The 15363-nt window shown below is 43.3% G+C and carries 14 protein-coding genes; all 14 read left to right on the forward strand.

Annotated elements, in window-relative coordinates:
* Nucleotides 1-1082: 1082 nt before the first annotated feature.
* The 14 genes from I8U18_RS14865 to I8U18_RS14930 all read left to right on the forward strand — a co-directional run bounded on the left by I8U18_RS14865 (nucleotide 1083) and on the right by I8U18_RS14930 (nucleotide 14901).
* On the forward strand, nucleotides 1083-2117 hold the full coding sequence (locus tag I8U18_RS14865; protein WP_198064909.1) for a LacI family DNA-binding transcriptional regulator: 1035 nt from the start codon (nucleotides 1083-1085) through the stop codon (nucleotides 2115-2117).
* 259 nt (nucleotides 2118-2376) lie between these two features.
* Complete coding sequence (locus tag I8U18_RS14870; protein ID WP_198064910.1) at nucleotides 2377-3555, forward strand: thiolase family protein; 1179 nt, start codon at nucleotides 2377-2379, stop codon at nucleotides 3553-3555.
* A gap of 13 nt (nucleotides 3556-3568) precedes the next feature.
* Entirely contained in the window at nucleotides 3569-5152 is a 1584-nt protein-coding gene (locus I8U18_RS14875; RefSeq protein WP_198064911.1) for an acyl CoA:acetate/3-ketoacid CoA transferase, read from the forward strand.
* Between the two features lie 2 nt (nucleotides 5153-5154).
* Nucleotides 5155-5892 (forward strand): 3-oxoacyl-ACP reductase FabG, encoded by a 738-nt coding sequence (gene fabG, locus I8U18_RS14880; RefSeq protein ID WP_198064912.1) that lies wholly within the window; start codon nucleotides 5155-5157, stop codon nucleotides 5890-5892.
* Between the two features lie 21 nt (nucleotides 5893-5913).
* Complete coding sequence (locus I8U18_RS14885) at nucleotides 5914-6654, forward strand: N-acyl homoserine lactonase family protein (protein WP_198064913.1); 741 nt, start codon at nucleotides 5914-5916, stop codon at nucleotides 6652-6654.
* Nucleotides 6655-6676: 22 nt separating this feature from the next.
* On the forward strand, nucleotides 6677-7816 hold the full coding sequence (locus tag I8U18_RS14890) for an ABC transporter substrate-binding protein (RefSeq protein WP_198064914.1): 1140 nt from the start codon (nucleotides 6677-6679) through the stop codon (nucleotides 7814-7816).
* A gap of 60 nt (nucleotides 7817-7876) precedes the next feature.
* Entirely contained in the window at nucleotides 7877-9361 is a 1485-nt protein-coding gene (locus tag I8U18_RS18275; RefSeq protein ID WP_198064915.1) for a sugar ABC transporter ATP-binding protein, read from the forward strand.
* Between the two features lie 2 nt (nucleotides 9362-9363).
* Nucleotides 9364-10299, forward strand: coding sequence for an ABC transporter permease (locus I8U18_RS14900; protein WP_198064916.1), 936 nt, complete (start codon nucleotides 9364-9366; stop codon nucleotides 10297-10299).
* Between the two features lie 11 nt (nucleotides 10300-10310).
* Nucleotides 10311-11312: an ABC transporter permease gene (locus I8U18_RS14905; RefSeq protein ID WP_198064917.1), complete on the forward strand. Its 1002-nt coding sequence runs from the start codon at nucleotides 10311-10313 to the stop codon at nucleotides 11310-11312.
* Nucleotides 11313-11323: 11 nt separating this feature from the next.
* Nucleotides 11324-12871, forward strand: a complete 1548-nt coding sequence (locus I8U18_RS14910; protein WP_198064918.1) for an acyl CoA:acetate/3-ketoacid CoA transferase — start codon at nucleotides 11324-11326, stop codon at nucleotides 12869-12871.
* Nucleotides 12868-13440, forward strand: coding sequence for a glycerate kinase (locus I8U18_RS18035; protein ID WP_198064919.1), 573 nt, complete (start codon nucleotides 12868-12870; stop codon nucleotides 13438-13440). The genes I8U18_RS14910 and I8U18_RS18035 overlap by 4 nt, the downstream gene beginning before the upstream one ends.
* A complete protein-coding gene (locus I8U18_RS18040) occupies nucleotides 13397-14011 on the forward strand; it encodes a glycerate kinase family protein (protein ID WP_255518420.1) in 615 nt (204 codons plus the stop codon). Before I8U18_RS18035 ends, I8U18_RS18040 begins: the two co-directional genes overlap by 44 nt.
* Nucleotides 14012-14103: 92 nt before the next feature.
* Entirely contained in the window at nucleotides 14104-14172 is a 69-nt protein-coding gene (locus I8U18_RS17835; protein ID WP_232336410.1) for a hypothetical protein, read from the forward strand.
* Nucleotides 14173-14457: 285 nt separating this feature from the next.
* Nucleotides 14458-14901, forward strand: a complete 444-nt coding sequence (locus I8U18_RS14930; protein WP_198064921.1) for a DMT family transporter — start codon at nucleotides 14458-14460, stop codon at nucleotides 14899-14901.
* The last annotated feature ends 462 nt before the right edge of the window (nucleotides 14902-15363 follow it).

The following is a 15363-nucleotide window of genomic DNA, read 5'->3' on the forward strand; positions in this document are numbered from 1 at the left end:
GTGGACAGAGTTACCGATTGCGTGAGAAGCTGACGAGTGGAGTTTACGGGGAACCTTCAAAGGCTAAATGAGGCACCGGGGTGGGTCAATTTTAAACCGGCTGAAGTGGGTCAATTTAATCCCGGCGTTGACAAAAGAAAACAACAATTGATTCAAAACCCCATTTATAACGTGGATTTTATCTTACATCAATTTATCAAAATAAAAATCGGCGGGCGTAAGAAACAAATCCGCAACCCCAGAGAGAAATGGCTGGTATTTAAAAATCATCATGTGAACGATTGTCTCTCGGGCAACCTGGGAAAAATCCAATCCGAAAGAAGGAAATAAAGAGAAAGGTAGCATAACACTCTGGAATGATTTACTAAGAATCTGTAAATGCAGTGAATGTGTTTCTAATATGGTCGTAGTACAAACGATCAAAAAGTGATCCGATGGCTCAAAGCGTACATACCGCCATATGAAATGTTCCAACTATCGTCGTTCCGGAACGGTCGGCTGCGTCAACCATTGGCGATCACCTATGAAGATGTTCGTGGTTTCGTGATTGAAGTCTGAAGGAAATAGGAAAATCAATTGTTTTTAAGTTTGGGAGTGAAGTGGGCTTAAGTCATTCAAAAACAAGTGCAACATTGGGAGGGAGAAAAAGAAAAGCTTGGTGGATCTGTATTTATATCAATTAATTTGGAAACAAGAGATTGAAGAGAAAAGAAACGAGCTGGAGGAAGAGATATTGATACATCCGGCAAGCGTTTGAAGTACTGGAAGGGGAACAGCAAGATTTATTACAGGTATTCAGGGACATTGCTGGATGAAATGGTGATTCATCCAGATGGGAAGACCGACATGGCTTATTTTTTAAAAAGCCTCAGTAAAACTAACGCCGATATTTCACCCTACAATGTAGAAACTTTCATATTCATTCTAAAAGATAAAAATATGATTAATTTATAAATAATAATTCGATATGAATGATTATTATGTAAAATACAAAAAATATAAATTGACAGATATATAGTAATAATTTATATTTGAAGTGTAGCTGGTGGGAGCGATCCCAAAATTTAAGAGGCGAGGTTAACATGGCAGAAAATCGTGAAGGTCTTACTATTAATGAAATTGCTCGCTTAGCCGGAGTATCTCGGTCCACGGTATCGAGAGTTATATCAGGGCATACGAATGTTAAACCTGAGACACGTAAGTTGGTAGAGGAAGTCATTCGGAAATCAAATTATCGGCCCAATCCAATTGCTCAAGGATTAGTGAAAGGCAGTCTAAAAATGATTGGTCTTCTCATTGGTGATATCCGCAACCCTTTTTATGCGGAAATTGCGAGAGGAGTTGAGGATGTCGCTCACAAATCCGGGTACATGGTTGTATTTTTCAACTCAGACTATGACATCGATCGTGAACTTTTTTATCTCCAAGCAGCTCAACAATTCAGTTTCAGCGGATTGGTTTTGATGTCAGTTTTAGACACGCAAGAGTTGGTACCGGTTCTGAAGAACATCAAATGTCCGATTGTGATGCTCAACCGTTATATACGTTCATTAGAAACAGATGTCGTCCTTGTTGATAATTTTCAAGGTGGCTATCTTGCGGCAAAGCATTTGATTGAGTTGGGGCACACCCGCATAGCTCATCTAGCAGGACCATCGCTATCCACGGCTAGTCGAGAACGGATAGCCGGTTTCAAACAGGCGTTGCGAGAATACGGTATAAAAATTAATGAACGAGATATCGTTCAAGGTGATTTAAGACTGGAAAGTGGTTGCCAGTTTGCTCGGAGATGGCTTTCTCAATCCAACCGTCCAACGGGGATATTCGTCGCAAACGATATCATGGCGTTAGGGGTGATGGATGAGTTCCAAAAGCAAGGTGTCAACATACCAAACGATGTAAGCATTGTTGGATACGATGATTTGCCTTATGCAGGGGTGAAACAGATTGGTCTTACGACAATTCGGCAACCGCATTATCAGATGGGCGCCATGGCGATGTCTTTTTTAATTGAAAGGATTCGCAATACGGAAACTTTTACACAGCGTATGACGTTTATGCCGGAATTAGTAGTTCGCTCGACGACAGCTCCAGTTTCTAAGGAAGTACCCTCATAGTGAAAAGGCTTTCAAACTGGACTTTTCTCGCTGATATTTTTGTAAGCGAAAACATTTTTCTGGTTTATAAAATCAGTGGTAGCATGATTAATATTGGGAACGCTCTCATTATTAATTAAATTTAATATAATTACAATTTCGACAGATTTACGTATACATGTTTTTCGATAAACTGAACAATCGGTATTCGGTTAGTTTTTGAACCATTTTAGCACGCGGTTTTGGGAACGTTTCCAAAAAATGAAGGGAGACGAATGGGATGCGTGAAGTTGTTGTTGTTAGTGGTGTTCGCAGTGCAGTGGGTACTATGGGTGGAAGTTTAGCGGATGTTCATCAGGCTGACCTTGGCGGCATGATATATGCTGAAGCAGTAAAAAGAGCGGGATTATCTCCGGATGATGTAGATGAAGTGATCGTCGGTAATGTTGGGCAAGTTGCGGAAAGTGGCTTTTTAGGAAGAATGGTTTCTTTAAAAGCTGGCTTTCCGTTAAAAACAACAGCATATGCGGTAAACCGGCAATGTGGTTCTGGGTTGGAGGCAATTAACTCAGCAGTACTCAAAATTCAAGCTGGTTATGCTGATGTGATTGTTGCCGGCGGAACTGAGAATATGAATCAGCTCCCATATTATGTCCGTAAGGCGCGGTTTGGATACCGTTTCGGCCATGGAGAATTTGAAGACGGTTTGCTGACTATCCTGACCTGGCCCATGGGTCCATATCCGAATGGAGTTACCGCAGAAAACCTTGCAAACCGATACGGGATTAGTCGTCAAGAGCAAGATGAATGGGCTTTGTTGTCACAACAACGCGCTGCTGCAGCGATTCAAAATGAAGTCTTTAAAAAAGAAATTCTTCCGATCGAAGTGAAAAAGGGGAAGGACACCGTTTCCTTTGCAGTGGACGAACATCCTCGAATCGGTATTACAATGGAACGTTTAGCGAAATTGAAACCTGCCTTTGTGGAAGGTGGTACAGTCACTCCGGGGAACTCTTCTGGGATCAACGATGGCGCTGGTGCTGTTGTCTTGATGGGGGCTGACACCGCAGAAAAATATGGAATAAAACCGCTGTTAAAAATGAAGAGCTTTGCCGTGGCAGGATGCGATCCGGCGACGATGGGATACGGACCCGTACCGGCAACGCAATTAGCCTTAAAACGCGCTGGATTGTCGGTACAAGACATTGACCTTATCGAACTAAATGAGGCATTCGCGGTTCAGACCATCGTTGGAATTCGTGAGCTAGGTTTAGATGTAGAAAAAGTCAATGTTAACGGAGGTGCAATTGCGCTAGGTCATCCGATCGGTGCGACAGGCGGAATATTGACGGTGAAGTTGCTGCACGAAATGAAACGCCGCAATGTGCAATTCGGATTGGTCAGTATGTGTATTGGTGGTGGCCAAGGGATTACTACAGTTTATGAAAACTGTCAGTAGGAGGGGAAACAGTATGCGTCCAGTGTTTCTAAGTGGTTCGCAAGCCGCGGAATTGATCCAAGACGGTCAAACCCTCTTGACTGTTGGAATGACCTTGGTAGGTGCTTCCGAAAGTGTTTTGAAACCGTTGGAACAGCGGTTTCTCGAAACTGGGCATCCTCGGGATCTAACGCTTTTCCACGCAGCAGGTCAATGTGATCGAGAGCGCGGCATTCAACATCTTGCGCATATTGGGATGACGAAAAGGATTATTGGATCTCATTGGGGATTAGCTCCTAAATGGATGGAGCTGATTTCCGGGAATCACGTAGAAGCTTACTGTATACCTCAAGGACAGGTGACCCATTTATTGCGAGATATGGGAGCTGGCCATAAAGGCCATCTTTCCAAAGTGGGGTTGGGAACATTTATAGACCCGCGCATTGAAGGGGGGAAAATGAATCAGCGGACTCGTGAACTTCCCGATCTAATTGATTTCATCGAATTCCAAGGTGAGGAGTACCTTTTCTATCACCAAATCCCTATCGATGTATGTTTGATTCGGGGGACTACAGCTGATGAAAACGGAAACATTACATTTGAAGATGAAGCGATGAAACTCGAGGTGTTGCCGGCAGTTCTTGCGACTAAGCGATTCGGCGGAAAAGTTATTGTTCAAGTTAAACGTGTTGCAGCAAAAGGGACCTTACATCCAAAACAAGTCGTTATCCCGGGTGTTATCGTTGATGTGGTCGTCGTCTCAGATAATCCGGAAGTTGATCACCGGCAAACCTCCAGTTTCTACTTTGATCCAGCATATAGCGGGGATATTCGAGTTCCGCTGGATAGTGTTGAACCTACCCCACTCACAGTAAGAAAAATTATTGGTCGCCGCGCTGCGATGGAATTAAAACCAAATTCAATAATTAACTTAGGTACTGGTATTCCTAATGATGAGATTGGCGGTGTGATTGTTGAAGAAGGAGTGTCCGATGATATTCTTATAACCGTCGAATCCGGAGTATATGGCGGTGTCCCTTTAGGGGGGATTGATTTCGGTATCGCTAAAAACATGGAAGCTTTGATAGAGCATACATCCCAATTCGATTTTTACAACGGAACGGGTGTTGATTTCACATTTATGGGAGTGGGGCAGATTGACCGCCATGGAAATGTAAATTCGACTAAATTTGCAGGCCGTTCAACCGGTGCTGGTGGATTTATTGATATTACTCAATTCGCAAAAAATGTGGTTTTCTGTACTACATTTACTGTTCGCGGACTCAGCGTCGAATTTTCGGATGGCCGTTTGAACATCTGTAGAGAAGGGTCTGAAAAAAAATTTGTCAATGAAGTTGAACAGATTTCGTTTAATGGGAAGTTAGCGATGGAAAGAGGGCAGAACGTAGTTGTCGTTACAGAGCGTGCTGTTTTCAAGTTGACGAAAGACGGCTGGGAACTCACCGAAATCGCTCCTGGAGTCGACTTGGAAAGAGACATTCTTAAGCAAATGGAATTTGTACCGGCAATTTCACGCGACTTGAATGTAACGAATCCTTCCATTTATCAAAACCATGCATTTGGATTGAAGAATCTATTAAAAGGAAAGGGAGAGTAAATATGCGCTTAAAAGAAAAGATTGCAATCGTTACAGGTGCCGGTCGCGGAATCGGTCAAGGAATTGCGGTGAAGCTGGCAAAAGAGGGTGCAAAAGTTGCTGTAGTGGATATAAGTGCGGAAAATGGAGAAAATACTGTATTCTTGATTAAAGAAAACGGTGGAGAAGCAATTTTTGTGCCGTGTAACATTGCGAAACAAGAAGATGTCGAAGCGTTATTTAACAAAGTGGTCACCGAGTATGGCACGGTTGATATTTTGGTCAATAATGCGGGAATCAACCGGGACGGTATGCTTCATAAATTGACGCGCGAACAATGGGATGAAGTGATTGCGGTAAACCTTACGGGTACATTCCATTGCGTACAAGCAGCAGCACAACTGATGCGAGAAAAACAATACGGTCGGATTATTAATATTGCCTCCGCAAGTTGGCTAGGCAATATTGGACAAGCCAACTACGCCGCTTCCAAGGCTGGAGTTGTCGGACTTTCTAAAACAGCCGCACGCGAACTCGCCAAATACAACGTTACCGTGAATGCGATTTGCCCTGGGTTTATCGACACGGACATGACGCGGGGTGTTCCGAAAAAAGTTTGGGACATAATGATCAGCAAAATTCCAATGGGACGAGCAGGCAAGCCGGAAGATGTTGCAAACCTGATTGCGTTTCTAGCTTCTGACGAGGCTGGATATATCACAGCCGAAGTTCTCAATGTAGGCGGCGGTATGATTCTTTAATCGAAAAAGGAGAGTTCACACGTGACGCAAACTTGGAAGGTAATAGCCTTAAAAATGGGCGAATTGACCGTAGAGAAGTCTACCCTCACCTATTTCCAAGATTTTGGTCAGTCGATGGTTATTCCTATATGGGCAACAGCCGTTTACGGCGGGGGCTACAACATCCTCGTTGATACAGGGATTCATGACGTACAGTGGGTAAGGGATAATTGCGGACCTTGCGCGCAGGCGGATGATGAACATATTGTCGAGGCGTTAAAGCAAGGCCTTGGCTGGAGTCCAGATGATGTAGACATTATCATCAACACGCACCTTCATTACGACCATTGCGGGAATAACAAATTATTTAAAAAGGCTCGCTTTATCCTCCAGGAAACAGAATGGAAAGCTGCCCACAACCCTATCCCGAGCCAAAAAGGTATTTACTTATCTGAACTTTTTGATTCTGTCGATTATTTTGCTTGGAAATTTGTTCACAATGAAGTGGAAGTGGTCCCTGGTGTTAAGGTATTCCCAACACCTGGACACTCGGACGGGCATCAATCGGTTCTCGTAAAAACTGAAGAGGGTAACCTTTGCATTTCCGGAGATGTCTCAAATCTGCTCGTGAATATTCGAGAGAATATTCCGGCTGGCATTTTGACGAGCACCAAAGACATATTTGACAGCATGGAGCGAGTCCGAAGCGTTGCCGATCGTATATTGCCGGGGCATGAACCCATTATCAAAAAGTATCAGACCTGTGATTTTCCAACTCTTTAAAGAAGATCAGGGGGTAAAATTTGTGAAAAAGAAAGCACTATTTTCTTCTGTCATTGCAGGTTTACTGGCATTATCTTTAACGGCTTGTGGAAACGATTCTTCCGCAACATCGAACCAAACGTGGGGCCACGGCAAAAAGAGTGGTTTTGTTATCGGATTTGCTAACGGCTATTTCGGGAATACTTGGCGGACGCAATTTGTCCAAGATTTGCAGAATGCAGCCAAACAATATGAGGCAGATGGCACGCTGAAAGATCTGCAAGTCGCCAATTCCAATGCAGACGTTACTCAGCAGATTAACCAACTTAATACAATGATCAACTCCGGAGTCGATGCGTTGATGATCGACCCCGTGTCTGCAACCTCTCTTGGTCCAATTGTCGCGAAAGCGAAGGCGAAAGGAATTCTTGTTGTCATAACCAATGACCCTGCCGCTTATCCAGGAACCTACGCTGTAGTCGGAAACAACGATGCTTTCTGGCGAATCCAAGCAGAGTGGATTGCCGCTAAGCTTCACAACAAAGGAAATATTGTCGAAATCACAGGTCTTCCAGGCAATACGGCAGACACGATTCGCCAAAACGCTGCAAAAAAAGTGTTAAGCCAGTATCCTAACATTAAAGTTCTGGCTTCCGTGCCTGGAAAATGGGATGAAGCAGCTGCTCAATCCGCAATGTCTACGCTTTTGTCGACGTACAAGAATATCGACGGCATCTTGGAACAAGACGTCATGGCGGAAGGTGTTCTGCGTGCCTATCAAGTCGCGAATCAGAATCCGCCGATAATGACGGGGGATTATACTTTCGGTTTCTTGCGGAAATGGCAGTCGATGCCGAATCTTGATTCGATCGCTGTGCCGTATGCACCTGGGATCGGAGTTGATGCACTCAAATTCACGATTAATCTCTTAAAAGGGAAGCAGTTGAAACCTGATGCATTACAACCCAATCCGTTAGATTCGAGTTTGAAAAACGCAATATTGGTTGATCCGCCATATGTTGTCACGAAAAATGCAGAACCAGATGCAACATGGATGAAAAACCTGAAATTCACAAAGGCGATTAGTTTAGATGACGCTGTTAAGCTTGGAGAAGGTAAACCTGACGGAGCTTCTTTGGATGCTTCTTTATCGCAGCAACAAGTCGATTCCTATTTCCAATGATATTGGATTGCGCAGGCTGCCTGGGCAGCCTGCAAACCTGATTCAAAGGAGGGTTTAAATGTGAACGCTCTCGAGTGTATCGGCATTCAAAAGTCTTACGGCTCTGTTAGGGCACTCTCAAATGCCAGTCTCTCTGTACAATCTGGGGAGATTCGGGCAATTTTGGGTGGCAACGGATCCGGAAAAAGTACCTTGGCAAAAATTCTGGGTGGTGCGGTTCGACCAGATCAAGGAGAAATCAGATTATTTGAGAAACCGTGTGTTATTCATACACCGCGACATTCCAAACGCCAGGGTATTATTATCACGTCGCAGGAACTTAGTTTATTCACAAATCACACAGTGGAGACGAATTTATTGATATGCGATCTCCCCCGGAGTTTTAGAGTTTTCACCAATAAGAAAAGTGTCAAAAATAGAGCTGAACAAATTTTAAACGACTTGAAACTTTCTCATCTCATAGGCAAAAAGGTCTCTGAACTCGCTCCGAACGAACAATATATGATTGAATTTGCGAAAGCATTGATTCAAAAACCAAAAGTTCTCATTGTAGATGAGATAACTTCAGCTCTTTACCGTGAAGAAGTTGAATTAGTGAAGCAGACGCTTTTCCGTTTAAAAGAGGAGGGCACTGCAGTTTTGTTCATCTCTCATAGAATGTCTGAAATTTATTCCATTTGTGATTCTGTTACAGTCATGCGAAATGGAGAAACGATCGCGACAGTCGGCATCCAAGAGAAGAATCAGAACGAATTACTGTCGATGATGAGCGGGCGAGAAGTAACGGATATTATTCATTCACATACCGAAACTGTTTCTCAAATGGATGGCTCTACGCTGTTAATGGCTTCGAACATAGAACTGTCTCGTTTTGGAACCAAAGTTGATTTACAGATTCAAGTTGGAGAATTTGTTGGAATAGCTGGTTTACAAGGACACGGTCAATCTGATTTGGTTCGAACTTTATTCGGTATGAAAGGTTCAATTCGTTTGAAACTCGGGGAGAATGATATGTACCTTTCCAATCCGCGGCAGGCGGTCGCTGCTGGAATGGCGTTCATCTCAGGAGACCGAGAAAAAGAGGGGGTATTCGGCGTACGTTCCCTTACCGAGAATCTCGCTGCAGTTACAGAACTTGTCATGGGGCAAAAAGGTCTTGATACGGATGCGATATTGCGCGAACAAGGGGTCAAATTTGCGAACGTAAAACAACCCATTCGAACACTAAGCGGAGGAAACCAACAAAAAGTTGTGATAGGCCGTTGGATAGTTACCAATCCCAAAATTTTGCTAGCTGACGACCCTACCAAGGGTATTGACGTTCAAGCACGGTTGGATGTGCACAATATGTTGTGTAATCTAATTCAACAAGGTTCCAGCGTTGTTTTGGTGTCAAGTGATGATGAAGAACTCGTTCAGCTCGCTCGTATGGCACCTTCTGCGCGAATTTTTATCATGTATGAAGGAAAAATTGTTCGAATCTTAACGGGTTCAGATATTACTACAGAAAACATCATTTCAGCTTCGATGCCGAGAGGAGCGTAATTATGAAAATCTTGAAATGGTCGTCGTTTCCCGTTTTGGTTCTATTGATTGTGATGGCGGTAATCAATTCGATCATCACACCGGGATTTTTATCCTTGTCATCATTGTCCGGTTTTTTCGGATCTTATGCTCCTTTGGTTTGTGTTGCAATTGGTTCGGCAGTCGTCTTGTTTGGCGGGGGAATAGATATCTCTTTAGGGGCAATTGTCTCATTGGTAAATGTTGTGCTTATCACGTTGGTAGGCAAGGGGTTTGATATGTTCTCCGCCTCGGTGATTGCTTTGTTAGTCGCTGTTGCCATGGGTGCTTTAAATGGATTTGTCATTGGATTCTTGAGAGTTAATCCCTTATTGATAACTTTTTCAACATCTTCCGTTGCAGCAGGTCTGGCTCTTTGGGTAATGCCAACCCCAGGAGGGCAAGCCTCTATGAATTTTATCACTTGGTACAACGGGAATTGGTTTGGGATTCCGACTCCAATTTATTTTATCGTTTTTGTCTGGCTTTTGTGGTACCTCTTGTCTCAAACACCTATCGGCATATGGTTATATGCAATGGGGCGGGATGAGCGAAAAGCATTTGTTTCTGCGATTTCCGTTTCATGGCTTCAGTTCTTCACCTATGTGTTTGCGGCATTCGTGACTGGAATTGGCGCGATAGCGCTGACAGGAAGTATAGGAAGTGGAGATCCATTAGTGGGACTCCCTATATCCTTAAATGCCATTGCTGCTTGTGTCATTGGCGGAATTTCTCTTATGGGTGGAAGCGGCGATTCTCTAGGTGCGATTTTTGGAGCATTGTTCTTAGGTTTGGTTTCAACAACTGTTTTGGCAGTGCATATCCCTCCTTTCTATCAGGATTTGGTATCAGGTGTTATCGTTCTATTCGGTATTATCGGATCTATTTCGCTTTTACGTAAATTTAAATTTGATGCTTAGGAGTGTAAGACATGGAGATGGAACGGAAAATGGAAAAGACCATTCTCTTCTCAAAACAGAAAGCGAATTGGTTTATTTTACGAAAAAATATATATATTCCCTCTATTATTGCCTGCATTGTTCTGCTTATGTTAGGGCAGATTATCAGCCCTGGTTTTGCAGCTTTGAATAATATCGGTAATATCCTTGCTGTGGCAAGTATTCTAGCCATTGCGGCAGTAGGACAGACATTGGTTATTGTTTCCGGTGGTGAAGGAATTGATCTCTCAGTTGGCGCCGTGATGTCAATGGGAGCTCTACTTGGAGCTAGTTTTATTCATGGAAAAGCAAGTAATTTGCCAATTGCCATTGTTCTTCTAGTTTTGATAGGTGCCCTTGTTGGTTTTATTAACGGATTTGGTATTCAGCGATTTGGAATTCCTCCTCTGGTCATGACACTGATTATGACGTCTGTAGTCAATGGGTTTACGGTGGCGTATACGAAAGGGCAACCGTCAGGCGCAATTCCTAAAGTTCTTCTTGCTGTAGGGCAGCCAATTGTTGGCCCAATTAGATGGTTATTAGTTTTAACAATTGTTGTACTGGTGATTTTCGGATTGATAATGAATATGACCTTGTTTGGAAAAAGGTTGTTTTTGGTAGGTAGTAACCGGAATGCAGCGATATTATCGGGAATTCAGGTCAATCGTACCGTAATTCTTACGTATATGATTTCTGGCATTATCAGTGCGTTAGCTGGGTTAATTCTCGTTGGATATACCGGAAATGCACAATTGCAGATGGCAAGTGACTATACGTTGTTGTCAATTGCGGCGGTAGTGATTGGCGGAACGAAGCTGGTCGGTGGTGAAGGAACCCTCATAGGCTCAGCATTTGGTGCGATTGTTTTAACGATGTTGACAAGTGTTTTAGTAGCAATTGGTTTTCCGCCTGGCGTTCGCCAATTGGTACAAGGGTTGACTTTGCTGGTGATTTTAATTGCATATTCCCGTGAACCTAAGCTGCGACAGTAGGGGTGGTTGAAATGGAATTTGTTCTACCTAAAGATTTAGTGAAAAAGATCCCGGATGGGTCAACAATTGCTCTTACGGGTTTCGGTGGCATGGGACAATGCGACGCAGTCATTAAGGCAATCCGTGATTCATTTTTGGAGTCTGGACATCCGCGAAATTTGACCATTTTTCACGCTGCTGGCCAATCTGATCGAACAAATGGGCTTGAATATATTGCTTTGGAAGGATTAGTTTCCCGGATTTTTGGCGGACATTGGGGGTTGTTGCCCAAAACTCGCTCTTTAATTGAGGAAAACCTTGTAGAGGCTTATTGTTTGCCGCAAGGTCAATTAACTCATTTATTTCGAACGATGGCAAATGGACTACCTGGCCACTTCTCGCCGATTGGCATCGGAACTTTCGTTGATCCAAGAATCGAAGGCGGTAAATTTAACGAAAAGGCAAAACAAAGTGGATATAGCCCGGTTGAAGTTTTATCAATTTTGGGTGAAGAATACCTCTTTTATAAAGGAATTTCTTTTGATTACGTGCTGATTCGAGGGACAAAAATTGATGAGAAAGGAAATTTGAGCGCTGAAGAAGAACCGTTGAAGCTCGAGATCCTATCCGCTGCTCAAGCAGCGAAGGCACGAGGCGGAAAAGTGATTGTCCAGGCGAAGTATTTGGTGCAGTACGGGACCATTCATCCAAAGGATGTAGTCATACCTGGATATCTAATTGACTATGCTGTCATCGTTGAGAATCCGGAGATAGACCACCGGCAGGTTCCGAGCTCAGTCTATCATCCGAAGTATTCGGGAGATATCCGAGTCCCGGTTGATGAATTGCGCAAATTACCGCTCGATATACGTAAAATCATTGGCCGACGCGCGGTGATGGAATTGTCGAAAGGTTCCATTGTCAATTTGGGCATTGGCATTCCAGGGGATGTTATTGGCTCGGTGAGTGCCGAAGAAGGCTTACTGGATGACATGATTTTAACTATTGAATCCGGTGTTGTTGGTGGTGTTCCCGTAGGCAAAAACGAATTCGGGATTACCGTGAATGCAGATGCCATCTTAGACCATGCCAGCCAATTTGATCATTATCATGGTTGCGGTATAGATATTACATTTATGGGTGCAGCGGAGATTGATCAAGACGGTAATGTGAATGTGAGCAAATTTGGAGGTCGCATGGTTGGATGCGGAGGATTCATTGATGTGACACAACCTGCAAAAAAAGTCGTATTTTGTACGACATTCACGAACGGAGGTCTTGAAGTAAACGCTGTAGATGGCAAATTAAAAATTGTCCGCGAAGGAAAAAACAAAAAATTCGTAAAAAATGTTGAGCAAATTACATTTAGTGGGAGATATGCCTCGCAACACCAAAAACCTGTCTTTTATGTAACAGAGCGAGCTGTCTTCAAACTGAGTTCGGACGGCTTGACACTCATTGAGATTGCACCGGGTATTGACCTCGAGAAAAATATTCTTTCACAAATGGAATTTGAGCCAATCATATCTCCAGATCTTAAAGTGATGGATGAAAACATATTTCGGGAGGCCGTTGTATGAAGGTATTCGTGGCCTCAGATTCGTATAAAGGGAGTTTGTCTTCTAATGATGTGATAAGAGCGATTCAAGAAGCGGCAACAAGGTGTGGAAATATTGACGTTTATGGAATCCCTATTGCAGATGGCGGCGAGGGGACACTTGCTACGGTCTTAAATTCATTGAATGGTGAACGTATTTTATGTGAAGTGACAGACCCAATCGGGCGAAAAGTCCCTGCATATTTCGGATTGACCAAAAATACTGCAATTATCGAAATGGCAAATTCATCTGGACTGACATTATTAACTAAAGAAGAAAGAAATGCGTTGTACACAACTTCTTACGGATTAGGTGAGATGATTTGCCAAGCGTTAGACCGACCTGAAGTCGAAGAAATCATTGTTGGGATTGGCGGCAGTGCGACGAACGACGGCAGTATAGGCATGGCACAAGCGTTAGGACTTCGCGCGCTGAACGCGAATAATGAAGAAATCCCCTTCGGGTGGAGCATATGTTGGGGATATTGCAAAACTAGATATCCAAAACATGCATCCAAGGTTGAAAGAAGTTCCAATCCGTGTGATGTGTGATGTATCGAATCCTTTATGTGGTAAAAACGGCGCCTCAGTGGTATATGGACCTCAAAAAGGCGCATCTTCGGAAATGGTTGCATTGCTTGATCAGAATCTCCAGCGTTTAGCTGAGAGAATTCGAATAGATTTGGAAACTGACGTTCTTGATATTCCTGGTGGCGGTGCTGCAGGTGGAGTCGGTGCAGCGCTCGTCGCATTTTGCAATGCAGAACTACAGCCAGGTATTGATGTGATTTTAGATCTTTTCTGTTTCGTGGAAAAAATACAAGATGTCGATCTGATTATTACAGGTGAAGGTAAAACTGATTTTCAAACTGCGTTTGGCAAAGCAGTATCCGAGGTAGCAAAGCGGGCAAAGCCTTATCAAAAAACTATCGTATGTCTGTCCGGAGCTCTTGGTGAGCATATAGAATCCCTTTATCAAGTTGGAGTTGACTGTTTCTTTAGCATTTTTCCTGGTCCGATTACCGAAGAACAGGCAATGTCGAATGCATATTCATATCTCGTCGATGCAGCAGAGAATATTCTTCGGCTGTTTATAAAGGGAAGGGAGAGTAAAGATGGTTGAAAAAATCATGCTGGTAGGTTCCAACTGATTCTCCAGGATTTACTGTTAACTGGATTTTTGTCCCCATGTGGAATGAATCGATGTTCATGGTCATGGAGGGAGAAGATCCGAAAGATGTAGATACAGCGATTAAGCTCAATGGTTCCTTTAGAGTTGGCTGATTTCGCAGGACTTGATACGGTATTAGGAGTTATGGAAGTGTTGTATCACAATCTTGGAGATCCGAAGCCCGTTATTGCGGAAAATGGTTCATGCTGGTTTTCTGGGGCGTAAGGCTATGATTATAGTAAGTGAGATATCTGGCCTACATTGGATAATTTTCAAATCACAAATGAAACAGAGTGCAACTACGCGACAGAAATTGCACTCTGTTTTTCATCTTTTTTAGCAGTTTATTCTGTCTATAGAAAATATAATAATGACGTAATCATTAGGGAGGGAATTATGTGTATTGGTTTTATATTGTTCTAGGTTTACTTGGAGGATCAGCTTTGTCAATCCAAGTTGGTGTTAACGCGCAACTTCGAAGGTGGATTGGTAGTTCAAACCTGGCGGCATTTATATCATTCATGGTTGGCACCATTGCATTGCTGATTTATTGTTTAGCGACACATTCTCCATGGAAAGGATTTCAGCGGATGCATCACGCGCCTTGGTGGGTTTGGTTAGGAGGAATTTTAGGAGCGTTTTACATTTGTATTACAATTATTGCGGGCCCTCGTATCGGTGCAGCAGCGTTCATCGGGTTGGCGATTACGGGACAGTTTCTAACCTCGCTAATAATTGACCACTTTGGCTTGTTGGGATTTCAAGTTCATCACCTTAATCCGCTACGCATTGTTGGGGCAGTTTTGCTCATTGCGGGTGTCGTTCTCATCCAGAAATTCTAACTCAAGTTTCGATACGATCGGGAGGTTGTGTAATTTAGCAGTTGAGAACCTTGCCTGGGTAGACTAGAGAGTCACCAGTAGCGAGTCTTGGGTTCTCAGGAGTAATCCTGCGAGCTAAGCGTAGGAGGTTAAGGAGTCGGTTAAAATGTGTCTAAACAGTCGAATCTCTGGATCGTCAGATTGTAGGTGTTGTTTGGCTCCTTGTCCTTGAACAAAGTATATCTATCGGTGCAGTTGATTCCAAGGGCAGCCGTGATTTGTGGGACCGAATACCTTCGGTGTGGAGGATTCGCACAGATCCCTGTTTTTTACCTTCGACCCCAATTTGTCTTTTTTAGGAGAATCTCCAATCTGGATCTCTTTTTCTCTGATGAGAACCTTTAGCCTTTTCCAATTACTTTTCTAACTCTTGCTTCCGTTTAGAAACTCCTGTTTTTTAAGGCGTTTAGTCCGCCTTAATTG

The sequence above is a fragment of the Thermoactinomyces sp. CICC 10522 genome, from assembly GCF_016055075.1.
GTDB classification, from domain to species: Bacteria; Bacillota; Bacilli; order Thermoactinomycetales; family Thermoactinomycetaceae; genus Thermoactinomyces_A; species Thermoactinomyces_A daqus.

Excerpts from the sequence above, each read along its gene's own strand:
- I8U18_RS14865 (WP_198064909.1), top strand. The coding sequence starts at position 1,083 with ATGGCAGAAAATCGTGAAGGTCTTACTATTAATGAAATTGCTCGCTTA.
- I8U18_RS14910 (WP_198064918.1), top strand. The coding sequence starts at position 11,324 with ATGGAATTTGTTCTACCTAAAGATTTAGTGAAAAAGATCCCGGATGGG.
- I8U18_RS14870 (WP_198064910.1), top strand. The coding sequence starts at position 2,377 with ATGCGTGAAGTTGTTGTTGTTAGTGGTGTTCGCAGTGCAGTGGGTACT.
- I8U18_RS14900 (WP_198064916.1), top strand. The coding sequence starts at position 9,364 with ATGAAAATCTTGAAATGGTCGTCGTTTCCCGTTTTGGTTCTATTGATT.
- I8U18_RS14905 (WP_198064917.1), top strand. The coding sequence starts at position 10,311 with ATGGAGATGGAACGGAAAATGGAAAAGACCATTCTCTTCTCAAAACAG.
- fabG (WP_198064912.1), top strand. The coding sequence starts at position 5,155 with ATGCGCTTAAAAGAAAAGATTGCAATCGTTACAGGTGCCGGTCGCGGA.
- I8U18_RS14875 (WP_198064911.1), top strand. The coding sequence starts at position 3,569 with ATGCGTCCAGTGTTTCTAAGTGGTTCGCAAGCCGCGGAATTGATCCAA.
- I8U18_RS18040 (WP_255518420.1), top strand. The coding sequence starts at position 13,397 with ATGCATCCAAGGTTGAAAGAAGTTCCAATCCGTGTGATGTGTGATGTA.
- I8U18_RS18035 (WP_198064919.1), top strand. The coding sequence starts at position 12,868 with ATGAAGGTATTCGTGGCCTCAGATTCGTATAAAGGGAGTTTGTCTTCT.